The organism is Micromonospora sp. MP36 (assembly GCF_008119785.1).
In the GTDB taxonomy this organism is placed as follows: domain Bacteria; phylum Actinomycetota; class Actinomycetes; order Mycobacteriales; family Micromonosporaceae; genus Micromonospora.
This window is the reverse complement of record NZ_VSFA01000018.1, coordinates 1-25,983: the sequence shown is the minus strand read 5'-3', so window position 1 is coordinate 25,983 and position 25,983 is coordinate 1. Positions and strand designations below refer to the sequence as shown.

Below are 25,983 nucleotides of genomic sequence, written 5' to 3'. Positions count from 1 at the left end.
GAGCACACGATGTCGACTGATCCGGACCAGATCCGACAGCAGATCGAACAGACGCGCAGCGAGTTGGTCAGCGACGTCGACGCGCTGACCGACAGGGTCGACCCACGGCGGATCGCCGGTGACCGCGTGGGCCAGGCGCGCGACGCGCTCAACCGGGTCAAGGAGAAGATGATGGGCACACCCACGGACGGGCACGGCCCCGGCCAGCAGATGTCCTCCGCCGCCGGATCGATGCGCAACCAGGCCCGCGAAGTCGGGCAGCAGGCTCAGGGCAACCCGCTGGCCGCCGGCCTGATCGCCTTCGGCGCCGGGATGCTGGTCTCCGCGCTGATCCCGCCCAGCCGCCCCGAGCGGCAGTGGGCCGGCCAGGCCAAGGGAATGGCCAGCCAACATGCTGGCGAACTGCGACAGCAGGCCAGCCAGGTCGGCCACCAGATGCGGGACAACCTGCGCGAGCCCGCGAAGCAGGCGGCCCAGTCGCTCGGGTCCACAGCCGTACACGGCGCGTCGGCCGTGCGTGGCCAGACCCAGTCGGCCGCCCAGCAGGTGCAGGGGCAGGCCAAGGGAGCTGCGGGTGAGCTCCGGCAGGGTTGAGCCGGGGCGGTGACGGGGCGGGCTCGCTGACGCGGGTCCGCCCCGCACTGCCGTGCGTCGACCGTGGCCGGCGGGAGGAGGGAGGGCTGATGCGGGCTCCGCCGTCGCCGCAGGTGGCACGACCGGTGATGTACCACCGGTGGAGTTGGATAACGTTCTTCCACTGGCGTTGCCCGCCCTCGGTGCTGCAGGCGATGGTGCCGTCCGGCCTGGCGGTGGAGGCCTTCGACGGATCAGCGTGGGTCGGGTTGACGCCGTTCCTCATGCAGGGGGTACGGGCCCCGGGGCTGCCGCCCGTACCGTGGCTGTCGAGCTTTCCTGAGACCAACGTACGAACCTACGTCCGGGACCGGCGGGGCCGGCGGGGCATCTGGTTCCTGTCCCTGGACGCGGCCCGACTGCCCGCGGTCCTCGCGGCCCGCGCCGGCTACGGGTTGCCCTACTACTGGTCGAAGATGGCAGTACGGGTCAGCGGCAAGCAGGTCGTCTACCGCTGTGAGCGCCGCTGGCCCGGCCCGCGCCGGGTGCGCTGCGGTGCCGACGTGAGGCTGGGTCCGCCGCTGCGCGAGGCGGAGTGCGACGAGCTGGCCCATTTCCTCACCGCCCGGTATCGCCTGTTCACGGTCGTCGCCGGCAGGCTGGCCACCGCCGAGGTGGAACACCCCGAGTGGCCGCTGCGCCGGGTCGAGCTGCTTCGGCTGGACCAGGAGCTGCTGACCGGCGCCGGACTGTCCATGCCGGCCGGCGATCCGCTGCTCCACGCGTCTGTCGGCGTTCCGGTACGGGTGGGAGCGTGGCATCCGCTGGAGCGACCGTGAGCAGCGGACCAGGTCGTTCCACCGGTCAGGCGATCTCCACTCGGGGGTACCGGTGCGGGGCGTCGCGCAGGAATGCCTTGAACGTGTTGAGCGGCAGTGGCTGGGGATTGGGGTACCGGTCCGGGATGGCGCGCAGTGCCCGCTGGTGACCGAAGAAGGTGTACGGGTCGTTGGGGTACCGGCTTGGTGAGACACCGGCGAAGGCTCCTTCGATCCGGGCCCGCCGCAGAAGTTGACGCCACTGCCCGGCGGTCGCCACTCCGACCGAGTCGACGCCGTGACAGAACAGTGCCAGGTGCAGGTAGTCGTAGCCGTCGCCGCCGTCAAGGTAGCGGTGCAGGCCAGCCAGTGACGACTGGACCGGAAAGGCCGTCCAGTACGGCACGCTGCCGGTGCGCAGCGTCCACCAGGGGTCGAGCAGGATGAATGAGTCGATCAGCAGCCGGTTGGCTGGCAGCCCTCGTTGCCGGTACCACCACCGGTAGAGGTCTGCGATCGGCGGGCTAAGGTCCTCGGGCTGGTCGAACATCAACCGGGTCGTCCGGAACCCGTGACGGTCGGCGAAGGCGGTGATGTCGTCGCGGAGCACCGGCTCGAAGCCCCACTCCGCTTCCGGGCTGTCCGCGTCGGCCGGCGGCGCCTGCCATCCTGAAACCGCAGCCCCATATCGGCGTAGATAGTCCGCTACCCGCGGGCCGCCGGTGCGATATTCCTCGGGCGGCATGCCGCCGACGGCACCGAGCTGAAAAAGGTGACGCCGGCCGATGCGGGTGGTAGGCCACTGTTGGCCGCATTCGGCGATCAGGATGGTGCCGCCCGGTTCGAGGAGGTCGGTGATGAACTTCTCGTATGCCCGGCCCAGTCGGGTGTGTTTGACCCGGAAGTACGCCATCCGGCGCAGGGTGAGGCGATCTTGGTTCGGGTCGTGCATATGGTGCAGCACCAGAGCGGGATTGCGATCGAGCAGGGCGCGGGCGGTCCGGTCGAACGCGTGCGCCGCACGCATCGGGTCATCCGGTGGGACCTGCTGCTGGCGTACGGGGAGCAGCAGCGTCTGCGGCAGCCAGGGCACCCCCAGCGCGGCGCAGAGGTGCGTCAGCGCGCCGTTGGAGGAACCGATCACCACCGCCGGGTAGCGGCGGCGCGGATAGAGAGCAGCAACTGAGGCGGCGACGGTCTCGGCGTCGATCCGCGCGATGTCCGCCTCGCGGCGTCCCTCGGCACCGCTGAACACGCTGTAGATCCACTGACGGGTGGTCACCGGCAATCGGGCGGCCACCGCAGCGGCAGGTCGCAACGCCCGGAAGGCGGAATTGCCCAGCGGCGGCGTGCCGCGACCGTGCAGGAACCGGGCCAACGCCACCACCATCGCGGACGCGGAGTCGAAGCCGGCGACCTCCCGCGGCAGCCTCATGGCCACCTCCGGCCGAATCATGCCTGCTAGCGCGGGTACCCAGCGTCATGCCCGAGTTCCCGCGCGACGTCACCACGTCATACCACGACGGGGTGCTGGGCCGGATGCGAACTCGGGCAGTCGGCGTCCCGCGAACCGGCGTGCCGCAGGTCGTCCTCGTGCAAGGCATGGCGGTGGCCGACTACCTGTTGCCGGGACTGGCGGCGTTCGGCAGGTGGACGCGCGCGCATCTGGTGGAGCTGCCCGGGTTCGGCGGCAGCGGCGAGCCGCCGCACGAACTGTCGGTGCCGGAGTTCGCTTACGCCGTGGCGGACTGGCTGACTGCCCGACAACCGGACCGCGTGATCCTGGCGGGGCACTCCAGTGGCACCCAGGTCGCCGCCGAAGCCGCCGTGGGCCATCCCCGGGTGGCCGGGCTGGTACTGGCCAGCCCCACTGTCGACCCGGTCGCCCGCGGTCCCGTACGCCTGCTCGTCCGGTGGCAGCTCGACGGCCGGCACGAACCTCCCGGCCTGACCGACTCGCACTGGCCGGAGTGGAAGCGGGCCGGGCTGCGCCGGCTGGTGCATCTGGTACGGGCTCATCTTCGTCACGACGTGGAGCAGCCAGTGGCGCGGCTGACGGTCCCGCTGCTGGTCCTGCGAGGCGAACAGGACCGGCTCAGCACCAGCCGTTGGGCGCGGCACCTGACCGAGATGGTGCCCGATGGCCGGTACGCGGAAGTACCCGGCGCCCACACGTTCCCCTGGCTTGACCCGCAGGCCTGGTCGGAGCCGGTGCGCCGGCTCGCCCAGGCAGCGCGATCATGAGACCCGGCGGGCCCGGTGCACCTCAGCAAGCGGGCCAGCGTCCCGGGTCCGGTGGCTTATGGTGAGATCCGGGGCCGCCACTGTGGTCCATGCTGGTGCGCGGCGGGCGCCCCGATCAGAGCCGTAGGGCCTTCACGTTGTCCGGCCGGAGGATGGACCGATGACCGAGCGACCGTCGCCGAGCCGCGTGGCGACGACCCGGAACCGCTGTTCGGCGGGCCAGAGCCGGTCAGTTGCGCCGCTGGCTGGCGCCGGTGTCGACCTGGACGACGCCGGGGGGCCGGGCGGCGCCAGCGCCGGAGCTCTCGCCGTCCCGACCGTGAACGCCCGCGGCGTCGACCACTGTTGAGATGGACTGGGCCGGATGGGCGTTGTTCGGGTTGGTCGCCACGGTGGCGCTCACCGCAGCGTTGATCACTGCTCAACTGGCCGGCCTCACCCGCCTCGACCTTCCCCTGGTGCTCGGGACCATCGTCACCGAGGATCCCGACCGGGCCCGGGTCTTCGGGTTCTTCATCCACCTCTGCGCCGGTCAGGGCTTCGCCCTCGGCTACGCGGCCACGTTCGCCCTGCTGCACCGCGCCACCTGGTGGATCGGGGCGCTGCTCGGGACCCTGCACGTCGGGATAGCGCTGACGGTGCTCCTGCCGCTGCTTCCGGGTGTCCACCCGCGCATGGCCTCGCAGCGGGCGGGCCTGGCCAGCACGGCCGTGTTGGAGCCACCTGGCGTGTTCGCCCTCAACTACGGCGTCCAGACTCCCGCGGTCGCGGCTGTCGTCCACGTCCTGTACGGGATCGTCCTCGGCTTGCTCCTCCAGGCCGGTTGACCCGCGTCGCGCCTCGGCAGGGAGCGATCTTGATGACTGGTGGCCCGACGTGACGTGGCCTCGGCCCCCAGCGCCGCTCAGCGACTACGGGCTGCTGGGTGACACCCGCACCGCTGCCCTGGTCGCCGGTGATGGCGGGATCGACTGGCTTTGCGTGCCCCGCTTCGACGGCGAGCCCCTGTTCGGCCGGCTCGTCGGGGGCCCGGAGGCGGGAACGTTCCGGGTCGGCCCGGCCCGGCCGGCCACGGTCGTCGACCGGCGTTACCGGCAGCACACGGCCACCCTGGAGACGACCTGGGCGGTGGGCAGGGGACGACTCACCCTCGCCGAGGCCATGGTGGCCGAGATCAGCGGTCGCCTGCTGCCGACGACTCTGCTCGTCCGGCGTCTGTCGGCCGAGGAGGCGGCGGTCGACGCCGTCGTCGAGTTCGACCCCCGCCTCGGCGTACGGCACCGCCGGCCCCGAGTTCAGCACCGGGGCCGGGACCTGGTGTGTGAGTGGGGCGCGAACGCGGTCTCCGTGGGCAGCACTCCCGGGCTTACCATCGAGCCGGGTCGGCCTAGCTCGATCATGGTCAGGCCGGGTCATCCGGTCACCCTCGTGCTGGCCGTGGCCCACCGCGAACCGCTGATCCACGTCGAGCCGGCAATGGCCTGGGACCTGCTCATCGAGGACGAGAACCGGTGGCGAGCCTGGACCGCCGAGATCGACGGGTCGCTGCCGTTCCGTGAGCAGGTCGTGCGGAGCCTGCTGACCCTGCGACTGTTGACCTACTCGCCCTCGCAGGCTCCGGTGGCCGCACCCACCACGTCACTGCCGGAGGACCCTGGCGGGATACGGAACTGGGACTACCGCTATGTCTGGCCCCGTGACGCCAGCATCGGCGTCAGTGCCTTCCTCAGCGTCGGCAAACCCGATGAGGCCCACGGCTTCCTCGCCTGGTTGTTGCACGCCAGCCGGCTGCAGCGGCCACGCCTGCCGGCGCTACTCACCCTGCACGGCCGGCACGTTCCGGCGGAACGGGAACTGCCCGGCTGGCCGGGCTATCTCGGCAGCGTGCCGGTACGGATCGGCAACGGCGCCGCCGGCCAGCACCAGCTCGACGGCTACGGCTGGGTGATCGACGCCGCCTGGGCGTTCGCGCAGGCCGGGCAGCGCCTCTACGGCGAGACGTGGCGGGCGGTGCGCGGCTTCGCCGACCTGGTCGCCCGTTGCTGGCAGGAGCCCGACGCCGGCATTTGGGAGGTCCGCGAGCCCGATCAGCACGTACATTCCAAGCTCATGGGTTGGCTCGCCCTGGACCGGGCCCTGCGCATCACCGACATTCACCCACTGCCGGAGCGCCAACGCCGGCGCTGGCAGGAAACCCGGGACGCCATCGCCGCCGAGGTCCGGGCGCACGGCTTCGACCCGACGGCGGCCAGCTACGTCCGCAGCTACGGCTCCCCCGACCTCGACGCGGCCCTGCTCGTCCTTCCGCTGCTGGACCTGGACAGTATCGATTCGCCCCGGGTGCAGGGCACCATCAACGCCATCCGGGACAGGCTCTCCGCCGGCGGCCCGCTCCTCTACCGCTACCCGCCGGGGCGTGACGGCTTCCCCGGCGCCGAAGGCGCGTTCCTGCCCTGCTCGTTCTGGCTCGTGCAGGCCCTCGCCCGCACCGGGCGCCGCGCCGAGGCCGTTGAGCTGTTCCAGACCTTGCTCGACCACGCCAGCCCCCTCGGCCTCTATGCCGAGGAGCTGGACCCCGGGACCGGCGCCCACCTCGGCAACTACCCTCAGACGTTGACCCACGCCGCGCTCGTCCAGGCCGCGCTCGCCATTCGAGACGCCCCCGAGCTGCGATCCTGAGTCCGCGTGGCCGCCGGGAAACGCCCTGGGCGCGTCGGGCCGGTGCCCTCCGCGGCCGGGTTGCGTCTTTACGCCACGATGATCGAGTGATCAAGCGGCAACTCTCGTCGGCGTGGGTGACCCTCGGCTGCGCCCTGCTGGTCGCCGCCGGCGGCGTGCTGCTCTGGCTACCGTTCCACACCCAGTACGCGCTCGACGACTGGGCGAGGGAACTACGGGCCACCGGGGTGCCGGCGCGTGCCGTCGTCTACGACCAGGTGACCAAGTCCCGCGGCAACCGATCGGCCCCGTCGAGCACCATGTATTTCCGGTACGAGCTGAGCGGCCGGACGTACGAGCAGGAGGTCGCCTGCTTCGAGGTGTGCCGGTCGAGTGGTGACCGGGTGGCGATCTGGGTGAATCCCGCCGACCCGAGCGACTTTGTCACCGACTTCGATCAGCTCAGCGGGCACCGGGGCCGCGTACAGGGCGGGCTGGGCGTCGCCGGGTTCGCGATCCTGGTCCTGGCGGTGCCGATGTTGTTGTCCCGCATCCCGTTCCAGCGCTGGTTCCCTCGGCGTACGCGGCCGCGTCGGCCCGCCGCGTCGGTCGGCGGCAGCGGCCGGTTCACGAGCCGTTCCAAGCACAAGCGGAGCAGCCGGCGCTGACGGGGCGGTCGGCCTGCCGACTTCGCCATGTTCGGGCGCACTGCGTGCGGCGACACCAGGTCTGGCCAGCCAACGCGAGCTACCGCGTGGCGATGCCTCAAGTAATGCTCAAATCCGGTTCACGTGCGCCGTCGATGCGAAAGATGCACATACGCTCACCGCACCCAGCTCGCTCGCGGCCCTTGTGCACCTCCCACGACGGTGGCCTCCGTCGTACCCAGGATCACCGTGCGCGAGCTCAGCACGACCGTCCTGAACGGACCGCCCAGCACCGCGGCCGGTTCGCACATCAACCAGACGCCACAAGCAGAAGGAGGGGAGAATGCGACGCAGACAGTTGCGCATAGCGCTCTTCGCACTGCCCGCCCTGGTGGGGAGCGTCCTCATGGCGACCGCGCCCGCAGGCGCGGATCCCGCGGGGTCGACCGCCACGGCGGGCTCGGGGCGATCCCACCTTGAGGATTCAGAGTCGGTACGTCTCGTCCGCATCCAGCTGACCGGCGCCGACATGCTGGACAAGGTGGTCGCCGCCGGCTTCGACCTCGAGCACGGCCTCAGGCGCGTGCCGTCCGGCATCGAGGGCGAGGCGGTGGTCAGCACCGAGCAGATCGCCGAGCTCAAGGCGATGGGCGTCGAAATCCTCGGCGACGATGAGGGCTTCGCATGGAGCGACGAGGCTGACGGCGGCATCCGAGCCCTGCGCGCGCAGGCCGTCCAGCCGGCCGGCCACGAGGCGACGGTGCGGATCGTCCGCGCCGACTGGTTCACCACGAAGGGCCAGGGCTTCCTGTACGTCGAGGCGCGAACCACGGACGGGCAGCAGACGAACCCGATCGTCACGATGCAGCTCGAGAACGACTCGGGCGCAGGCACGACGTTCGGCTTCGCCCGGACGATGAGCCGGTTCGTCGACTCCGGGCAGTACATGTTCCACCGGAACCTGTTCAAGCTTGACACCCGCCCGAACCAGATCCGGGTCACGAGCTCGACCGGCGGCGCCGCCACCGGCTACGTCTCCAACTGGCTCGAGGACGGCCCGCCGCCGCTGACGGCGAACCCGGGCTACCAGTCGGACTTCATTGACGGCTACAAGCACCCGCAGCAGCTCTACAGCCGCGCCGAGGAGATCGCCCGCCAGTACCCGGACATCGCCGAGATCGTCTACCTGCCGAACAAGACGAACGGCTACCAGCGTAAGGCCCAGGCCACGATCGGCGGCACCGGGCAATCGGCGGTCGTGGTCAGCTCGGCGGCGTGGGGCCACGAGGGCGGCAACGACATCACCGTCGAGTTCGTGAACCGGCCGGGGGCGAACCTCCCGCTCACGGTCGAGGTGGCGGGCAAGGCGGTGCGGGTCCTTCTCGCCACGGACGCCTCCGGTGCGCCGGCGAGCACGGCCGCCCAGGTGGCGACGGCGCTGCGGACCCAGTCCCAGGGCCTGATCGACCGGGCACACCCGTACCGGACCAACACGGGCACCGGCATCGTCGCCGCGACGTCCGGCCCGGTCGCGCTGACCGACTTCCTCGACCAGAAGCGCGCCGGCGCGCCGGAGGGCGAGGTGCCGCGCGGTCCGGCCACGATCCCCGTGCTGCGGATCGGCAAGCACCGCGACGGCAGGAACCCGGGCGTCCTGATCCAGGCGCAGGACCACGCCCGTGAGTGGGTGCCGGCGACGACGTCGCTGGAGGCGGCCGAGCGCCTGGTGCACAACTACAAGTCGGACTGGGAGACGAAGAAGATCGTCGACAACACCGACGTCTTCTTCATCCTGTCGAACAACCCCGACGGGGCGAACTACAGCTTCTACAACTTCGCCTCGCAGCGCCGGAACATGACGAACCACTGCGCGGACGACAACGCCGATCCGGCCCGGCGTAACTCGTGGGGCGTCGACCTGAACCGGAACTACCGGGTCGGGTCGGGCCACGACGGCTACGCGGGCGGGTCGACCAGCTGCGTCAGCGACACCTACCAGGGACCGGAGAAGCTGTCCGAACCCGAGTCGAAGAACATCATCTGGCTGGTCGAGAAGTACCGGAACATCAAGTTCATGATGTCGGTGCACTCCAACGGCGGCCAGCTGTTCTGGCAGCCCGGCGCCTACATCGCGGACGGGCGGATCACCACGCCGCGCCCGCCGCTGGGTGACGAGGCGTTCTACTGGCAGTCGGCCGCCCGGATCCTGTCGCAGGTCAAGGCGCACCGGCAGACCGTCGTCACGCCGGAGAACGTCGGCGGTTCGTCGGACGTCCTCTACTCCTCCGCCGGCAACGTACGCGAGGACCTGTACCACAACTACGGGATCTACGCCTTCGGCTGGGAGGTCGGCGGCTCGGTCTACAACCCGGCCACCGGCAACTGGCAGGGCGGCTCGTTCCAGCCGGCGTGGGTGGGCAACCCGGAGCTCGTCAGCGGCCACGCCGAGACGATGGAGTACGCCAACGGGCTCATGGAGATGTTCCGGATCGCGGCGGAGTGGGGCAAGGACAACAAGAAGCCGACGTCCACGCTCGTCCCCGGCGGCGGCAAGTACTCCGGGCCCGTCGACGTGCGCTTCGAGACGAGCGAGCCGGCCACCATCTACTACACGACGGACGGCAGCCGGCCCACCCTCGAGTCGCCCCGCTACGCGGCGACCGAGTTCCGTGAGCCGGGACAGGTGTTCCACGTGACCGAGACCACGACGTTCCGCTGGTTCTCGGTCGACAGCGCCGGCAACATCGAGCAGAACTACGACCCGAGCAACAACGACACGCGCAACAACTACCGCACGGCGACGATCACGGTCGCCAAGCAGTAACCCCCGCCCATCGTGGTCAGTTGCCTCGTCAGTGCGGTTTCGCCCGCACTGACGAGGCAACGGTCGCGCTCGCTGGGAGCAGACGGCCGACGTCACACGGGACCGACCACCCTGCTCACGATCCATGCGTGCTTGCCAACCTGGCGGCCGCGGGTGAATCCGAACTGCTCGAAGAGTTCGACGGTCGCGCTGAACAGGAAACGGCCCGGCGCCTCGCGGCCGGTGGTGACCTCGGAGATGGCCTCGACGAGGCCGCCGCCGGCCTGGGCGATCTGGTCGAGAGCGCCTTCCAGGGCTGCCCGTGCGATGCCCTGACCGCGATGTTTCCGGTCGACGTAGAAGCAGGTGATCCGCCAGTCCGGACGCGGTGGCGCGTCCCTGTCGTACGCCCGCCGGTGCTTGATGCCGGGCAGTTCCTCGGGGCTGCCGTACTGGCACCACCCCTGTGCGGTGCCGTCCTCGTCGAGGACGAGCGCGGCGTGAGCACGGCCGGTCCGGACCCGGTCCTCCTTGACCGCCCGGTAGCTGATCCCCCGCTGGCCGCACTCCGGGTGGTAACCGATGCACCAGCACCCACCGAAGATCCCGTTGTTGCGCTCGACCAGCTCCGCGAATGCATCCCAGGTCGAGGCGTCCAGGGGTCGGATCGTGTATGCCATCCCTCGCATCCTTCCGCGCGTCTCATCCTCCCGGCTCACGGCCGCGGCGGCAGGTCAGACCTCGGCGGCCGCCGTGGCAAGGAGCCGGGCGAGTTCCTTCGGCTTGCTGACCATGGGCCAGTGGCCGGAGTCGATGTCGACGAAGTCGAGGTGCCTGGCCTTTGCCAGCTCGGGCACGTCGCCGGCGTCGATCCACTCCTTGGCCTGGGCAGGTGTGAACTCCGGGCACACGAGCACGACCGGGACGTCGAAGCGTCGCTCGTCGGCCAGGCGCACCACCCCCCTGGCCACCCCCTCCGGTACGGGAATCGCGGCGGACGCGATGCGCCGCCGGGCCGCCTCGTCGAGGTCCGCAGAGTCCGGTCCCTCGAATGGGCCCCAGCCGGGGAAGGGCATGACGCCATCCTTCAGCTCGAAGAAGTCGGCGTAGCGCTCCCCGTCGCCGGACGGGAAGCCACCGATAAGAGCGACTTTGGCAATCTGCTCCGGTCGCGCGTCAGCGGCCAGCCAGGCCAGGGTGCAGGCGGCGGAATGCCCCACCACCATGGGCTTTCCGGATGCCGAGTCCACGGCGGCGAGGACCGCTGCCACCTGGTCGTCGAGCGAGGCGGACACGGACCCGTCACCCTGACCCGGGAGGGTGAGCGGTACGGGGCGATGGCCGAGCGGCTCGAGTGCGGACACCACCTCGTCCCACACGGAGCCATCGAGCCACAGGCCAGCGATGAGCACGATCTCCATGATCAGTTTCCTTTCCCCGCGGTGGTCATGGGCATCACGCTAGGGCCAGTTCCGGACGATCTACTTCCGGTTCGTTTCGTGGCGACCTAGTCTGCTGGGGTGCCGACCGATCTCAGCCCCACCGCACGGGCGCTGCGTGCCCTCGAGATCCTCCAGGCCCGCCCCGGCACGACGGCCGACCAACTCGCCGAGAGACTCGGTGTCACGGAGCGGGCCGCGCGCCGGTATGTCGGGATCCTCCGGGAGGCCGGCATCCCCGTCGAGTCAACCCGGGGTCCTCACGGCGGGTACCGGCTTCGGCGCGGGACGAGGCTGCCTCCGGTGGTCTTCACGCAGGCCGAGGCGCTTGGCCTGGTCATGGCGGTGCTCGACGGCCAGCCGGCGGCCGCCGACGTCGACGATCCTGTGGGTGCTGCCCTGGGCAAGGTCATCCAGGCCCTGCCCGAGGGCGTCGGCCGGCAGGCGGCCGCACTGCGAGAGCATGCGTCAGCTGCGCCCGACCGGCACTCGGCCCGTCCAGATCCCACCCTGACCAGCTCACTCGTCGCGGCCGTCGCGGCCCGACGTCGCGTGCTGGTCACGTACCGGAGCGAGACCGGCAACGAGTGGGACGCGGAGGTGGACCCCTGGGCGGTCGTCGTCCGCCGCGGGCGCTGGTACCTCCTGTGTCAATCCCATCGGGCGGACGCGATCCGCACCTACCGGGTCGACCGGGTCCGCGCGGTCCGGCAGACCGCGCACGAGTTCGAGCCGCCCGACGGCCTCGACCCGGTCGCCGCGCTGGAGGAGCACCTGGGCATCGGGTGGGAGTTCCCCACCCACGTGGTGTTCGATGCCCCGCTGGCTGAGGTGGCCCCGTGGATCCGGCCGCCCATGGGACGGCTCGAACCATCAGGAGATGGGTGCGTGCTCGTGGGCAGCACGAGCAATCCGGCCATGTACGCGCAGGAGTGGCTGGCGAGTGTGCCGTTCGCCTTCCGCGTCGTCGGCGGAGAAGAACTCCGTGCCGCGGTCGCGACGCTCGCGACGCGTTTCGCTGCCGCCCTGGCGAACCGGCCCTCGGCGGCGCCGGCGAATCCCGGCGAGGCAGGGCACGCCGATCGATGAATTAACGGCCCGATCGCGTGGCGTTTCTGTACGAACAGCTTCAGATACCCACCGACACCGCCGAGTCAGTTGATGTTCGCCAATCCCTAGCATCGATGGCCATGAAGCTACGGATCGTCCTCGCGTTGGCCGCACTCGCCACTCTGCTCTACACCGTCGGCGCCCCACACCAACACGGCGGCTGACGCGGCACCCCGCAGCGGCCACCTGGCTGACGGGACCTCCCGGTAGATCCACCGTGGGCGGCTGCCATCGGCCCGCCCGGTCGCGGCCGGTGGGCGACCGGGAAGCAGCCCTCAGGACAGCCGCTGCGCCCGGTGCAGGATCCGCTGCATGACCACCACCAGCGCGAGGAACGCGCCGCTGACGACCTGCTGGAACGACGAGGTGAGCACGCCGATCTGGTTGATCAGGCTCTGGATGACGCCGAGCAGCAGCACCCCCGCCATCGTGCCGGTGAGCCCGCCGGCGCCGCCGGTGAGCAGCGTGCCGCCGATGACCACGGCGGCGATGACGTCGAGTTCCATGCCGGCGCCGAGGATGGTGACGCCGGAGGACAGGCGGGCGGCGTTGAGCGCCCCGGCCAGCCCGGCCAGCGATCCGGAGATGAGATAGACGACGACCTTGACTCGGGTGACCGGCACGCCCATGAGCACCGCGGCCTCTTCGCTGCCGCCGATGGCGTAGACGTTCTGTCCGAAGCTGGTGCGTTGCAGCAGGACCCCGCCCAGCAGGACCAGCCCCAGCGTGATCCAGACCGGCACGGTGAGGCCGAGGATGGACGTCTGGCCCAGCGCGCTGAAGGCGTCGTTCTGCACCAGGTAGGTGTTCGCCCCTTCGCCGGAGACCGCGAGCATGAGGCCACGCATACCGAGCAGGCCGGCCAGGGTCACGATGAACGGCGCCATGCCGGTGCGCGCCACGATCAGCCCTTGCACCAGCCCGATCGCGCCACACACGGCGAGGGGCAGCAGGAGCGCGACGAGCAGCCCGTACCGGGAGCCGTAGGCGGCCAGCACCCCGGCGAGCACGAAGGACGAGCCGACGGAGAGGTCGATCCCGCCGCTGATGATGACGAAGGTCATCCCGATCGCGACGATGGCCAGGAACGACGAGGACACGACGATGTTCGCGGCGTTCTGTGGGGTGGCGAACGAGTCGAAGGCGACGGCCCCGACCACGACGGTGACCGCCAGCACCATGAGCGCGCCGTGGTGCTGGAGGAGATGGCCGATGCGTTCGCGGCGCAGCCCGCCCGGCCGGCGCCGCGCGTCGGCGCTGGTGTCCGCGCCGGCGATGGTGGTGGTCATGCGCGCCTCCCTCGGGCGGCGTAGACGGCGGCCAGGATGATGACCGCCTGGACCATCTGGGTCCAGGACTGCGGCAGGTTGTGCTTGATGAGTGTGGCCTGGAGGAGCTGGATGAGCAGGGCGCCCATCACGGTGCCGAGCACGCGGACCCGGCCGCCGGTGAGCGGGGTGCCGCCGACGACCACGGCGGTGATCGCGGACAGTTCCATGAGCAGGCCCAGTGAGGTGGGGTCGCTGGCTTGCAGGCGGGACGTGGCCAGCACGCCGGCCACCGCGGCGAGCAGGCCGGAGATGAGGTAGACGGTGACCAGGACGCGGCGTACCGGCAGGCCGGACAGCCGGCTCGCGGCCCGGTTGCCACCGACGGCCACCAGTTGGCGGCCCAGGGTGGTGCGCTTGACCAGGAACCCGATCAGTACGGTGAGCGCCGCCGCGATGATGACCACGAGTGGCAGGCCGAGCACGGACCGGCTGCCGAGGGTGATCAGCGTGGGGTTGCGGAACTCGGTGAGCTGGGGCACCAGCACGTTCGCCAGGCCCCGTACGCCTACCAGCAGGGCCAGCGTCGCCACGATGGGCTGCACCCCCACGTACGCCACCAGCGCGCCGCCGCCGGCGCCGATGGCGGCGCCGGCGATCAGGGCCGCGACGATCGCGACCGGAGCGCCGTACCCGAGGTAGAGCACCACCATCGCCGAGGCGAGCGCCATCACCGAACCGACGGACAGGTCGATGCCCTCGGTGCCGATCACCAGCGCCATGCCGAGCGAGGTGATCACGACGGGGGCTACCTGGATCAGCTGGGTCCGGAAGTTCGCCACTTCCAGGAAGTGCGGCGTGAACACCACGTTGAAGAGCAGGAGCGCGAGCACCGACGCGTAGACGCCGTACTCCTGCAGCCACGCGAGCAGTCCTGCCCGCCCGCCCCAGGCGCGCGGCGCGACCGCGATCTCAGCCATCGGTCTCTCCTGTCGCGGCAATCGTTGCCATGATCGCTTGTTCCGTGACCTGGTCGCCGCTCAGCTCGCCCGCGACCGCGCCGTCGCGCAGGACCACGACGCGGTCCGCCCCTTCGACGAGTTCCTCCAGGTCGGAGGAGATCAGCAGCACCCCGAGCCCTTCGGCTGCCAGTTCGTCGATGAGTGCCTGCACCTCGGCCTTGGCCCCGACGTCGATGCCCCGGGTTGGTTCGTCGAGCAGCAGCACCTTCGCGCCGGTGGCCAGCGACCGGGCCAGCAGGACCTTCTGCTGGTTGCCGCCGGACAGCTCGGCGACTTTCTGGTGGGGGGAGGCGGCCTTGATGCGCAGCCGCCGCATGAAGGTGTCGACGATCCGGTCGACCCGGGCGTCGGACACCACTCCGGACCGGGACAGCTGGGGCAGGGCGGCCAGCGCGATGTTGTCCCGTACCGACAGGGTCGGCACGATGCCCTCGACCTTGCGGTCCTCGGGGACGAGGCTGACGCCGGCCCGGATCGCCGCCGCCGGCGAGCCGCGGCGCACCTCCTGCCCGGCCACCAGCACCGTGCCGCCGTCGACTGGGAGGGCACCGGCGATCGCTTTGGCCGTCTCGCTGCGCCCGGCGCCCAGCAGCCCGCCCAGGCCCACCACCTCGCCGGGGCGGACCTGCACCGACACATCACGCAGGTCGGGCCGGCGGGACAACGAGCGGGCCTCCACCAGCGGCCCGTTGGCGGCGGTGGTGTGCTCGCCGGAGAACTTCGTCGCGCCTTCCCGCCTGATCTCGGCGGGATCGCGGCCGAGCATCAGCGCGACGAGATCCACGCGCGGGAGCTTGTCGAGCGGCCCGGTGTGCGCCACCCTGCCGTCGCGCAGCACGGTGACCCGGTCGCAGATCCGGTACAGCTCGTCGAGGCGGTGGCTCACGTAGATCAGCGAGATGCCCTGGGTTCGCAGGTCGGCGATGACGCCGAAGAGGGTGTCCACCTCCCGCGGTTCCAGGGCTGAGGTCGGCTCGTCCATGATGACCACGCGGGCCTCGATGGAGACCGCGCGGGCGAGTGCCACCATCTGCTGGGTGCCCATGCCGAGCGAGCGCAGCGGCCGGCGCACGTCGGTCCGGATGCCGTACCGGGTCATCACGCGCTCGGCCTCGGCGTACAGCTGCGTCATGTCGATGACCCCGAGCCGGGTGCGCGGTTCCCGCCCGAGCAGCAGGTTGTGCGCGAGGCTCATCTGTGGGACGAGGTTGACCTCCTGGTAGATGGTCGAGATCCCGGCCCGTTGGGCGGCGAGGGGGTTGTCGAAGGTGACCGGTTCGCCGCCCTGCAGCAGCGTCCCCCGGTCCGGCCGGTACACGCCGGTGAGGACCTTGATGAGGGTCGACTTGCCGGCGCCGTTCTCGCCGACCAGGGCGTGCACCTGCCCCGCGTCCAGCCGGAAGGACACGTCGTCGAGGGCGAGGACCCCGGGGAATCCCTTCGAGATTCCCCGGGCCTCCAGAACCGCGGTCGCCATCAGTACGCGTTTCCCAGGCTCTCCTTGGCGTTCGCCGTCGTGTACTCCTGGTCACTGATGATCACCGTGGCGGGGATCGGTTCCCCGTCCAGGAACTTCTGTGCGGTGGAGAAGGCGAGCGGTCCGAAGCGCGGGTTCGACTCGACGACCGCGGACAGCCAGCCGTCGACGATGCCCTGCACGGCGGCGCGGGTGCCGTCCACCGACACGATCTTGACCTGGCCGGGCGACTTCCCCGCCCCCTTGAGCGCCGTCACCGCCCCGAGCGCCATCTCGTCGTTCTCCGCGTAGATGCCCTTGGTGCCGGGGCGGGACTGGATCAGCTGCTCGGTGACCTGCTGGCCCTTCTCCCGGGTGAACTCGCCGGTCTGCTCGAAGGAGATGGTGATGCCCGGCGCCTTCTCCTGGATCCGGTCCTTGAAACCCTTGGTCCGGTCGGTGGTGACGTTGTTGCCGGGCGCGCCGAGCAGGATGGCGACCTCACCCTGGCCGCCGAGGGACTGGATCATCTGGTCGGCCGCCCGCTTGCCCTGCTCGTAGAAGTCCGACCCGATGAAGGTGAGGTAGTCGGTGCACGGCTGAGCGTTGATCTTGCGGTCGATGGTGATGATCGGGACCTTCTTCTCCGCCGCCTGCCGCAGCACCGGCTCCCAGCCGTCGGAGTTCAACGGCGCGATGACCAGCAGCTTGGCGCCCTGCGCGATGAGCTGCTGCACGTCGGAGATCTGCTTGGAGAACTGGGACTGCGCGTTGGTGACCCGCAGGTTGGCGATGCCGAGCTTGCCGGCTTCGTCCTTGATGGACTTGGTCTCGGCGATCCGGAACGGGTTGGCTTCCTTCTCCGACTGGGAGAAGCCGACCACGTCCTTCTTGACGTCGAACTTCTGTCCGCCGAAGCTCTGCAGGGTGCAGGTCGGGCCGGTGGCGCCCGTGCTCTGCACGACCTGCTGGCCCGCGCTGCCGGCCGGTGCGGGCGTGTCGCCGCTGTCCTCACTCTTGGCGCACGCCGCGGTGGCGAGCAGGGCGGCCAGCGTGACCGCTGCCGCCAATCCGGATGTCCTGGGCATGGGGTTTCCTTTCCCGAGGCGGTTCTCACTCAGGGGGTGGAGCGGGGGCGGTCGCCGCCGCGGTGGGCACCGCGGCGGCGACGGCGAGGAGGCGTCGTCGCCTCAGCCTCCGGAGGTGTACAGCTGGCCGACCTCGGCGGCCGACAGGGCGCGGTCGTAGACGTGCACCTGGTCGATCGCGCCGCGCCAGTAGTCGACCGGGCCGCCGTTGAACCTGGCCCGCCCGATGACGGTCGGTCCGCTGGACGCCTCGCCCAGGCAGGAGCTGGCCGTGCCGGCCTGCTGCCCGTCGACGTAGAGCGTCAGCGTGCCGGCGGCGGCATCGCGCACGCCGACCAGGTGGTACCAGCGGCCGGTCTCGGGTGCGGTCGGCGCGAGCGCCCGGACCCCGGCGAAGCTGAACGCGAACCGGTTGTCGGCACCCGAGTACTGCAGGAAGAAGGCGCTGTGGCTGCCGCCGTCCTGGCTCACCGCGGTGGCGAACCCGCCGAGGCTGTCCAGCTTGACCCAGGCCGACGCGGTGTAGTTGCCGGTGGTGTCGAGGATCGCGGTGCCGGTGTCGACGTACTGGTTCACGCCGTTGAGCTGCACCGCGGCGCCGGAGTGGCCGGTGGTCCACGTCGCGCCGTTCACCAGCGTCCCGTCGTGGTTGCCGGCCTTGTCGTCGGTCACCGTGCCGGCGCCCTCGTCCAGCGGCCACCAGCCGACCCCGGTCAGCCCGGGCGTGCCCGGCGGCAGCTGCGGGGCGTTCGCCCCGGTGCCGTCAACGGAGCGGACGATGGCCCGGTTGACGTCCCGGACCTGGTCGAAGTCCATCTTCTGGACCTGCCGGTCGTAGGTGTAGAACCCGTTGACCTCGTGCTCCACGTCGGTGGTCTGGGTGTAGACGGCGCCGGAGAGCCCGCACCGGTTGGCCACGGTCAGCAGGTCACGTTGGTTCTCCACGTAGCGCCGGGTCAGCGTGGCGCTGTCCGGCGTCATCTCGTAGGCGTGGCCGTCGCCGAACCACATGTGGCCGTCGACCTCCAGCCCGAAGCCGCCGTGCTCGCCGTCCACCGCGACGCGGTCCCCGCCGGGCACCGGCGAGGCGGGGCCGACGTACTGGTGGAAGTCGATGATGTCGCCGCGGCCCGAATCACCCTTGGAGGCGCAGCAGTTCACGCCGCTGTGCGCGTTGACCAGCCGGCTCGGGTCCTGGGCGCGCAGTTCGTCGGCGATCCGGCCGGTCGCCGTGCGGTCCCACTCGCCCCAGCCCTCGTTGAACGGCACCCAGACCGTGATCGAGGTCCAGCTCTGGTGCTCGTCGACGATCTCCTTGAGCTGCCGCTCAAACTCCCGCTGCGCGTCGACCGGCGGGATACCGCCGGTACGCATGGCCGGCATGTCCTGCCACACCATGAGGCCCAGCCGGTCGGCCCAGTAGTACCAGCGGTCCGGCTCCACCTTGATGTGCTTGCGGATCGTGTTGAAGCCGAGCCGCTTGGTCTCGGCGATGTCGAAGCGCAGCGCCTCGTCGGTCGGCGCCGTGTGGATGCCGTCCGGCCAGAAGCCCTGGTCCAGGGTGGACAGGTTGAACAGGATCTTGCCGTTGAGGGCCAGGTGAAGCTTGCCGTCGGCGCCCTTGACCTTGCTCACCTCGCGCATGCCGAAGTAGGACTCGACCCGGTCGGTCTCCTTCGGGCCGTCCAGCACCCGCACCTTCAGGTCATAGAGGTACGGCGAGTCGGGCGACCACAGCTGCGGGTTCGGCACCGGGACGCGCAGTTCGGCGCCGGCCGGCCCGGATACCCGGCCGACGGGCTTGTTGCCGGCGTACGCGACGGCCTCGACCGTACGACCGCTGCCACCGGCGACCTGCACGGTGAGCCGGAGGCTGGCGTCGTCGATGTCCGGCGTCATCCGCAACCGCTCGACGTGGCTCGCCGACACCGGCTCCATCCAGACGCTCTGCCAGATCCCGGACGACGAGGTGTAGAAGATGCCGCGGTCGGGCACGTTGCGCTGCTTGCCGACCGGCTGCCAGGTCTGGTCGGTGCGGTCCTCGACGCCGACCACCAACTCCTGGGCTCCCCGGCCGCGCAGGGCGTCGGTGACATCGACGCTGAAGCCGTCGTAGCCGCCGCGGTGGGTGGCGACCTTGATGCCGTTGACCCAGACCGTGGCGTCGTAGTCGACGGCACCGAAGTTGAGCCGCAGCCGCTGGTCGCCGCCGATCCGCCAGTTCGCCGGCACGTCGAACGAGCGCCGGTACCACATCCGGTCCTCGTGCCGCTGGATGCCGGACAATGCCGATTCGATCGGGTACGGCACGAGCACCCGCTCGCTGAGCTGTTCGCCGATCGGTGGCGCTTCGCCTTCCTGCGCCCCCGCGAACTGCCAGACCCCGTTGAGGGTCTCCCACCTCTTGCGGACCAACTGAGGACGGGGGTAGTCGGGAAGCGCGTTGTCCGGCGACACCTGGCCGGTCCACGGCGTGGCGATCGGTGGTGTGCCCGGATGCCAGGTCGCCTCGGCGTGCGCGACCCCGGGCACGCCGCCGAGCACGAAGGCCGCGGCGACCAGCGCGATGGCTGCTCTTCTCATCGTTCAGGGCCCCTTTCTCACGAACTCGGGCGTGAGAGGGCAAGCCGGAGCGCCCGGGCACCGGGCCGGAGGTGAGCCGGCCGGACCGGGTGGCGACCTGCCTGAAATCGTTGGGAAACAATCAATCATCGTCACGATCTCAAGTCAATACTATTCGATCAGATCCGATCAGAAACGATCCGGGAGCGCTCTCACCAGGTGCGAGAGGGGTGCAGAGTACGATCAGAACCAGGCTGGCCCGATCACGAAGAGAGGACAACGTGGCACCTGGCGACGACTCCCGGACGGCGACCGAGGGCCGGCGGACCATGTTCGCCGCCGAACGCCGGCAACGCATCCTCGAACTGATGCACGCCAACGGCGCGGTCTCGCTGCGGGACATCGCCCAGGCCGTGCAGTCCTCCGAGGTCACCGTCCGACGTGACCTGCGGATCCTGGAGGCCGACGGACTGCTCAACCGCCACCACGGCGGCGCCACCCTGCCCGGCGCGCTGGCCACCCTGCCCGGCGCACTGTCCCGCGAACCCACCTACGCCCAGAAGGCCCAGGTCGCCGCCGCCGAGAAGGCCGCCATCGCCGAACTCGCCGCCTCGCTCGTCGAGGACGGCGACGCCATCGTCGTCGGCGCCGGCACCACCACCCAACTCTTCGCACAGCAGCTCACCCGGCACGCCGAGCTGGCCGTCGTGACCAACTCACTGCTGGTGGCTCAGGCGCTCGCCAACGCGCCACGGGTCGAGGTCGTCCTCACCGGCGGCACGCTCCGCGGTGCCATCCTCGCGCTGGTCGGCAGCGCCGCCGAGCGCTCACTCGCCGGTCTGCGGGTCCGCCGGGCCTTCATCTCCGGCAACGGCCTCACCGCCGAACGCGGCGTCTCCACGCCGAACATGCAGGTCGCCAGCGTCGACCGGGCCCTCGCCGCGGCGGCCGAGGAGATCGTCGTGCTCGCCGACCACACCAAGATCGGAGTCGACACCATGGTGCAGACCGTCCCCACGGACGAGATCGACCACCTCGTGACCGACGACGCCGCCCCCCGCGACGTGCTCGACGAACTGGCCAACCGGGCCGTCCGGCTGCACGTCGCCAGGCCCTGACGTCTTTACCTTTCCACCCGCCGTGCGCAATCATTCGCCTCAGCCGGCTCGCCGGCCACCGCGACTGGTGGTTGCTTTCCGTTCTAAAGCTGTCGACGATTGACTGTCGTGGGTAGCGTGTACCAGATCGGCGAGTTTGCCAAGTGGGTGGGCCGCTCGCTGAGCACCTTCGCTGGCCAGCTGAGCGGTCTCCGACGCTACGAAAAGGAACTCCAAGGGGCGGACCTGACCATGGAGAGTGACCGGTGAAGGTCACACGCATCGCCTGCTCGGCCCGACTCAACCCAGGTAAGTACGCCGCCCTGGCGGAGCAGGCCCGCTGTTTGGGCCGGGTGCGCAGCGAGGTGTGGCAGCGCTACGGCTCGATCAAGGGCGTCGGGTCCGGGTTGAGGGACCGGCAGGTGCGCGACCGGTGGCTGGCCGACGGCACACACGCCCGGTTTGGTGTGTTGGCGAATGCGTGGAAGGAAACCGTCCGCGACGCCATGGCCGACATCGCCGCGAACCTGGAGGCGGCCAAGGTCGACGTCCGGCGGGCGATCAGCCGACGCACGAGCGATCCGGCCGAACGCAAGCGAATGCTCACCGCGCTAAAGGCCAACCAATGGGCCGACGATCCGTTCCTCGCTCGGCAGATGCGCAAGCACTGGAAGCGAGGCCACAACCATACCCACCATCAGATCGTGGTACGCGCCGACAACTACAACACGATCGTCGACGGGCGCGGCCGGTTGTGGCTGGCGGTTCCCGGTCTCGAACCCCGGCGGATGGTCCGAATCCCGCTGTCCACGACGGTCGCCCCGACCGGGACGCTGCGGCTGATCCTGCGCGGCGGGCGGGTCGAGGTGCCCTACCAGATCGACGCGTCGGGGATGCGGTCGTCGCAGCGGCCGTGCGGCGAGGCGACGATCGGCGTGGACAAGGGCTACACCGAAGCCCTCACCGACTCCGACGGCCAGCCCCACGGTGAACAGCTTGGCGTGCTGCTGTCCAATGAGTCGGATCGGTTGAAGGAACGCAACCGGCGGCGGGCGAAGCTGCGCTCGATCGCCAACACCGCCGCGCTCCGCGGTGACCACGCGAAAGCGCACCGGATCAAGGCCAACAACCTCGGCACGGTGAAGCGGGACCGGCAGGCCGCCCGGCACCGGGCGCGGGTGCGTACGGAGATCTTCACCGCCGTGCACGAGGTCGTCGACAAAGCGAACACGGTGATCGCCGAGGACCTCACAAAACGCTTCACCGGACGTAAGAAGCTTCCCAAGAACATCAACCGGCGTCTCGCCGCGTGGACCAAAGGAGTCACCGCCGAGGCGCTGAAAAGCGTGTCGGAGCGCAGAGGTTCTGCGCTCGTTCCCGTCAACGCCGCCTACACCTCACAAACCTGCCACCACTGCGGCGACTTCGGCCGACGCAGCGGCGACCGGTTTCACTGCACCCAGTGCGGGGTGGTGTGGCAAGCCGACGTGAACGCCGCGATCAACATCCTGCACCGAGCCGGCGACCCCGACATCGCCCTGCACACCCCACACCATGTGGTGAAGCAGATCCTGCAGGACCGGACCGATCGCCACCGGACCAGACTGCCGGTCCAGGACTCCAGCCCAGCCACCGCTGAGCGGAGAGCGAACCATCCGAACCACTCAGCAATGAGCAAGAAGTAGGAAGCAGGCACCGTGGCAGGCAGCAGCACCGTGATCGAAGCCGCGGGCGTGGTCCGGGACTTCCCCGGCACGCGCGCCCTCGACCACGTCTCGTTCACTCTGCGACAGGGCGAGGTGCACGCCGTCGTCGGGGAGAACGGCGCCGGCAAGTCGACCCTGATCAAGGTGCTCTGCGGCATCGACCGGCCGGACGCCGGCGTGCTGCGGCTGCACGGCGTGCCGGTGCGGTTCTCCTCGCCACGCGACGCCGAGCGCGCGGGGATCGGCGGTGTCCACCAGGAGGCCAACCTCGTCCCACAGATGAGCGTCGCCCGGAACCTGTTCCTGGGCCGCGAACCGCGCCGCCGGCTCGGCCTCATCAACATCGCCGAGATGCACACCCGAGCCAGCGACATCATGGCTGACTGCGGCCTGCGGATCGACGTACGGCGGCCCCTCGAATCGTTCGACGCCGGGATCCAGCAGCTGGTCGCCGTGGCCCGCGCGGTCACCATCGGCACCTCGGTGATCGTCCTCGACGAGCCCACCGCCGGCCTGCACGACGATCAGGTCGACCAACTGCTCACCAGGCTCGACGCGCTGCGCGCCCAGGGCCGCTCCATCGTCTACGTCAGCCACCGCCTCGCCGAGATCGAGCGGATCTGCGACCGCGCCACCGTGCTGCGCGACGGCCGGCTGGTGCACACCGGCCCGCTCGCCGGCCTCGACCGGATGCGGCTCGTGTCGCTGATGCTCGGCCGTCGGGTGACGCTCGCGGCGCCGGCCCCCGAAGGCGTGGCCCCCGAGCCCGCCGACCCGCCGATCCTGCAGGCCACCGGCCTCACCCGGCGCCACGTCCTCGGTGGCGTGTCGATCAACCTTCGGCCCGGCGAGGTCGTCGGTCTCAGCGGGTTGCTGGGCGCCGGCCGCAGTGAGACGGCCATGGCCATCGCCGGCGCCATCCCGCTGGACGCCGGGCAGGTGACCGTCTCCGGCACCCGCCTGCGCCGGCGCTCGATCGCCGGCGCCGTCCGCGCCGGCGTGGGTCTGCTGCCGCAGAACCGTGCGGCCGAGGGCATCATCGCCTCGCTGTCGGTCCGCGACAACATCGCGCTCGCCGCGCTCCCCCGACTCTCCCGTGCCGGCATCGTCTCCGAGGCCCGCCTCGACCGGATCGTCGAGACCTTCACGCGCCGGCTGAGGATCAAGGCGACCAGCCCGCACCAGCCGGTCGGGGAACTCTCCGGCGGCAACCAGCAGAAGGTGTTGCTGGCCCGCTGGCTCGCCACTCACCCCCGGGTGCTGATGCTCGACGAGCCGACCCGCGGCATCGACATCGGCACCAAGTCCGAGGTGCAGGCACTCATCGACGATCTCGCGGTGGACGGGCTGGCGGTCATGCTGATCTCCTCCGATCTGGAGGAACTCGCCGGTTCCTGCGACCGCGTCCTGGTGCTGCGCGACGGCACCGTCGCCGGGCAGTTGACCGGCCCGAGCGTCACCGAGAAGAACATCCTGGCGCTGCTCGCGGCGAGCTGACCCCCACGACGCCGCCGCGGCGGGCCGCAGCGGCATCCGGCGGGGCCGTTCGGTGGTCTGACCGGGCGTAGACTGTCGGCGTGATCCTGCTCGAAGTCGTCGCCGCAGCGTACGGCTGCTGGATCACGCCCGATCTGCCGCTCTACGGCAACGACTACGAGCGCTCCGACTTCGCTCCCTGATCGGCGCGGCCTTCCCTCTTCGCCCGGTCCGCTTTTTGCCACTCTTGGAGCGCCCCGTCATGCCCATACCCGATCAGACCCACGACGCCCCGGCCGCCGGAGACCTGTCCGTCGCGCACCCGTCGAGCGGCACCGCGCCGAGCGATGCCGGGGCCACCTCCACCGCCAGCGAACCCTCGGCGATGGCCGTACTGCGGGCGCAGCAGGCCGCCCGCGTGCTCGCCGCCAGCCTGCTCGGCCGACTCCCGCTCGGCGCCGCCCCGCTGGCTTTGTTGATCTTCGCGCGCGAGACGATGACCCTCACCGTTGCGGGCGTGCTGGTCGGCGCATTCACCGCCGGCACCGCAGTCGGTCAGCCGATGTTCGCCCGGATGGCGGACCGATGGCGACAGCCCCCGGTGTTGTGGCTGGCGGCAGCCATTTCCACGATCGGATTCCTGCTCACCGCGGCGCAGGTCAACCTGCCGGTGACCGTGTTCGCCGCCGGGCTCGCCGGGCTCGGCGCGCCGCCGTTCGAGTCGTGCCTGCGGGTGCTGTGGCGCGATCTGCTGCCCCCGCACCAGGTACAGGCCGCGTACACGCTGGACGTCGCCGTACAAGAAGCGATCTTCATCCTGGGTCCGATGGTCACGCTCGCAGCCGTCGCGCTCACTGGCCCGCGCGGCGGTCTGGCGGCGGCCGCGCTGTTCCAGGCCGTGGGCACGCTGTGGTTCGCCACCACCGGCGCGGTCCGTCGCTGGCTGGGCGAGCCAGCGGTACGGCACTGGGCCGGTCCGCTACGGGCCGGCCGGTTCCGACCGATCCTCGGCGCACTGCTGCTGGTCGGCACGGCGGTGGGCAGCGTGACGGTCGCCGCGACCGGGTATGCCGAGTCTGTCGGCAGCCGATCCTGGACGGGTTGGCTGCTCGCCGCCCAGGCGACGGGGGCCCTGGTCGGCGGCCTGCTCTATGTCCGCTTCACGGCGCTGCGCCAGCACGCCACCCTGCCCCGCGCGGTCGGGGTCTTCGCCGCGGGCTACCTGCCCCTGCTGTTCACCCCGGTTCCGCCGGTCATGATGGCGCTGATGGCGCTGAGCGGGCTCGCGCTGCCGCCGCTGCTCACCCTGGCGTTCGTCGCGATCGACGAGGTCGCGCCCGCCGGCACGGCGGCCGAGGCGTTCGCGTGGGCGGCGACCGCCTTCTCCGTCGGCAGCGCGGCCGGCGCGGCGGCAGGTGGGGCGCTACTGGACGCGGTGGGAGAGCTCACGGTCGGCTTCCTGCTCGCGCCGCTCGGCGGTGCCGCAGCCTGCGGGATCCTCCTGTTGAGCGCCGGGACGAGCCGTTCCCGGGCGAACCGGATCGAGCCGGGCTGACGACTGGACGCACGGCCCGGCCGCACCGCGGCACCGGTCCCTCTCCCCCGCCTCGTCGGCCAGCGTGAACGGTACGACGGCGACGCTGGACCGGAAGGCACCCCAGCCACCCGGCGGACGCCTGCCGGCCCAGCGGTCCTCGGCCCGACCCCATCGACTCCTGATCCACCGGTCAGCGCGTCGCCGCCATGGCCTGCTCGGCGGCGCGGCGCACGTCGTCGAGCAGGATCTGCATGTCACGACGGGTGGTGCGGTAGTTGAGCACGCAGCCCCGCAACGCGAAGCGACCGTTGATGGTGGCGTTGGACAGGTACGAACTGCCGGCCCGCTGCAGGGCCAGCATGATCCGTTCGTTGAGGCGGTCGAGTTCCTCCTCGACGGCCTCCGACCGCGAGCCGCCACGGGCCGCCGGCGGCAGGTAGCGGAAGCAGAAGATGGACAGTTCGACCGGGGCGAGCAGC

The 25,983-nt window shown here is 70.7% G+C and carries 22 protein-coding genes; 13 read left to right on the top strand and 9 right to left on the bottom strand.

Annotated elements, in window-relative coordinates; all coding sequences use genetic code 11:
* Positions 1-9 precede the first annotated feature (9 nt).
* Together FXF52_RS15930 and FXF52_RS15925 are read left to right on the top strand one after the other, a co-directional pair.
* Entirely contained in the window at positions 10-594 is a 585-nt protein-coding gene (locus FXF52_RS15930) for a DUF3618 domain-containing protein (protein WP_148797685.1), read from the top strand.
* 89 nt (positions 595-683) lie between these two features.
* Entirely contained in the window at positions 684-1,412 is a 729-nt protein-coding gene (locus tag FXF52_RS15925) for a YqjF family protein (protein WP_148797684.1), read from the top strand.
* A 25-nt stretch (positions 1,413-1,437) separates the two neighbouring features.
* Here FXF52_RS15925 and FXF52_RS15920 read toward each other — a convergent pair whose 3' ends face one another.
* On the bottom strand, positions 1,438-2,826 hold the full coding sequence (locus tag FXF52_RS15920) for a hypothetical protein (RefSeq protein WP_148797683.1): 1,389 nt from the start codon (positions 2,824-2,826) through the stop codon (positions 1,438-1,440).
* Between the two features lie 47 nt (positions 2,827-2,873).
* Here FXF52_RS15920 and FXF52_RS15915 point away from each other — a divergent pair, with 47 nt between their 5' ends.
* The 5 genes from FXF52_RS15915 (at position 2,874) to FXF52_RS15895 (ending at position 9,764) form a co-directional block, all read left to right on the top strand.
* Positions 2,874-3,635, top strand: coding sequence for an alpha/beta fold hydrolase (locus FXF52_RS15915; protein WP_148797682.1), 762 nt, complete (start codon positions 2,874-2,876; stop codon positions 3,633-3,635).
* Positions 3,636-3,985: 350 nt separating this feature from the next.
* Entirely contained in the window at positions 3,986-4,462 is a 477-nt protein-coding gene (locus FXF52_RS15910; protein ID WP_148797681.1) for a hypothetical protein, read from the top strand.
* 49 nt (positions 4,463-4,511) lie between these two features.
* Positions 4,512-6,314, top strand: a complete 1,803-nt coding sequence (locus FXF52_RS15905) for a glycoside hydrolase family 15 protein (protein WP_148797680.1) — start codon at positions 4,512-4,514, stop codon at positions 6,312-6,314.
* Between the two features lie 86 nt (positions 6,315-6,400).
* Positions 6,401-6,961: a DUF3592 domain-containing protein gene (locus tag FXF52_RS15900; RefSeq protein WP_255472013.1), complete on the top strand. Its 561-nt coding sequence runs from the start codon at positions 6,401-6,403 to the stop codon at positions 6,959-6,961.
* A gap of 322 nt (positions 6,962-7,283) precedes the next feature.
* Positions 7,284-9,764: a M14 family metallopeptidase gene (locus FXF52_RS15895; RefSeq protein ID WP_148797679.1), complete on the top strand. Its 2,481-nt coding sequence runs from the start codon at positions 7,284-7,286 to the stop codon at positions 9,762-9,764.
* A gap of 92 nt (positions 9,765-9,856) precedes the next feature.
* Here the strand turns inward: FXF52_RS15895 and FXF52_RS15890 are convergent, their stop codons facing one another.
* Both FXF52_RS15890 and FXF52_RS15885 read right to left on the bottom strand, forming a co-directional pair.
* A complete protein-coding gene (locus tag FXF52_RS15890; RefSeq protein ID WP_148797678.1) occupies positions 9,857-10,423 on the bottom strand; it encodes a GNAT family N-acetyltransferase in 567 nt (188 codons plus the stop codon).
* 54 nt (positions 10,424-10,477) lie between these two features.
* The gene (locus FXF52_RS15885; RefSeq protein WP_148797677.1) at positions 10,478-11,164 is read right to left on the bottom strand and encodes an alpha/beta fold hydrolase; all 687 of its coding nucleotides are present in this window, start codon (positions 11,162-11,164) and stop codon (positions 10,478-10,480) included.
* Positions 11,165-11,263: 99 nt separating this feature from the next.
* Here FXF52_RS15885 and FXF52_RS15880 point away from each other — a divergent pair, with 99 nt between their 5' ends.
* Complete coding sequence (locus FXF52_RS15880; protein WP_148797676.1) at positions 11,264-12,271, top strand: YafY family protein; 1,008 nt, start codon at positions 11,264-11,266, stop codon at positions 12,269-12,271.
* A 296-nt stretch (positions 12,272-12,567) separates the two neighbouring features.
* On the opposite strand, the gene FXF52_RS15875 is transcribed toward FXF52_RS15880, so the two are convergent.
* The 5 genes from FXF52_RS15875 to FXF52_RS15855 all read right to left on the bottom strand — a co-directional run bounded on the left by FXF52_RS15875 (position 12,568) and on the right by FXF52_RS15855 (position 19,709).
* The gene (locus FXF52_RS15875) at positions 12,568-13,581 is read right to left on the bottom strand and encodes an ABC transporter permease (RefSeq protein ID WP_148797675.1); all 1,014 of its coding nucleotides are present in this window, start codon (positions 13,579-13,581) and stop codon (positions 12,568-12,570) included.
* Positions 13,578-14,540 carry an ABC transporter permease gene (locus FXF52_RS15870; protein ID WP_148797674.1) on the bottom strand — a complete coding sequence of 321 codons (963 nt, stop codon included), beginning with the start codon at positions 14,538-14,540 and terminating at the stop codon, positions 13,578-13,580. The genes FXF52_RS15875 and FXF52_RS15870 overlap by 4 nt, the downstream gene beginning before the upstream one ends.
* On the bottom strand, positions 14,533-16,059 hold the full coding sequence (locus FXF52_RS15865; RefSeq protein ID WP_148797673.1) for a sugar ABC transporter ATP-binding protein: 1,527 nt from the start codon (positions 16,057-16,059) through the stop codon (positions 14,533-14,535). The genes FXF52_RS15870 and FXF52_RS15865 overlap by 8 nt, the downstream gene beginning before the upstream one ends.
* Complete coding sequence (locus FXF52_RS15860; protein WP_148797672.1) at positions 16,059-17,126, bottom strand: ABC transporter substrate-binding protein; 1,068 nt, start codon at positions 17,124-17,126, stop codon at positions 16,059-16,061. Before FXF52_RS15860 ends, FXF52_RS15865 begins: the two co-directional genes overlap by 1 nt.
* A 102-nt stretch (positions 17,127-17,228) precedes the next feature.
* A complete protein-coding gene (locus FXF52_RS15855; protein WP_148797671.1) occupies positions 17,229-19,709 on the bottom strand; it encodes a LamG-like jellyroll fold domain-containing protein in 2,481 nt (826 codons plus the stop codon).
* A gap of 260 nt (positions 19,710-19,969) precedes the next feature.
* Here FXF52_RS15855 and FXF52_RS15850 point away from each other — a divergent pair, with 260 nt between their 5' ends.
* From FXF52_RS15850 to FXF52_RS15835, 5 genes are all read left to right on the top strand, one after another.
* Positions 19,970-20,806, top strand: a complete 837-nt coding sequence (locus FXF52_RS15850; RefSeq protein ID WP_222870539.1) for a DeoR/GlpR family DNA-binding transcription regulator — start codon at positions 19,970-19,972, stop codon at positions 20,804-20,806.
* A 108-nt stretch (positions 20,807-20,914) separates the two neighbouring features.
* Positions 20,915-21,055 carry a hypothetical protein gene (locus FXF52_RS41660; RefSeq protein ID WP_187413522.1) on the top strand — a complete coding sequence of 47 codons (141 nt, stop codon included), beginning with the start codon at positions 20,915-20,917 and terminating at the stop codon, positions 21,053-21,055.
* Entirely contained in the window at positions 21,052-22,470 is a 1,419-nt protein-coding gene (locus tag FXF52_RS15845) for an RNA-guided endonuclease TnpB family protein (RefSeq protein WP_148797670.1), read from the top strand. The genes FXF52_RS41660 and FXF52_RS15845 overlap by 4 nt, the downstream gene beginning before the upstream one ends.
* 12 nt (positions 22,471-22,482) lie before the next feature.
* Positions 22,483-23,988, top strand: coding sequence for a sugar ABC transporter ATP-binding protein (locus FXF52_RS15840; RefSeq protein WP_255472012.1), 1,506 nt, complete (start codon positions 22,483-22,485; stop codon positions 23,986-23,988).
* Between the two features lie 241 nt (positions 23,989-24,229).
* The gene (locus tag FXF52_RS15835) at positions 24,230-25,522 is read left to right on the top strand and encodes an MFS transporter (RefSeq protein WP_148797669.1); all 1,293 of its coding nucleotides are present in this window, start codon (positions 24,230-24,232) and stop codon (positions 25,520-25,522) included.
* Between the two features lie 172 nt (positions 25,523-25,694).
* On the opposite strand, the gene FXF52_RS41655 is transcribed toward FXF52_RS15835, so the two are convergent.
* On the bottom strand, positions 25,695-25,983 hold a 289-nt coding region (locus FXF52_RS41655; protein WP_222870538.1), incomplete at its 5' end, for a hypothetical protein.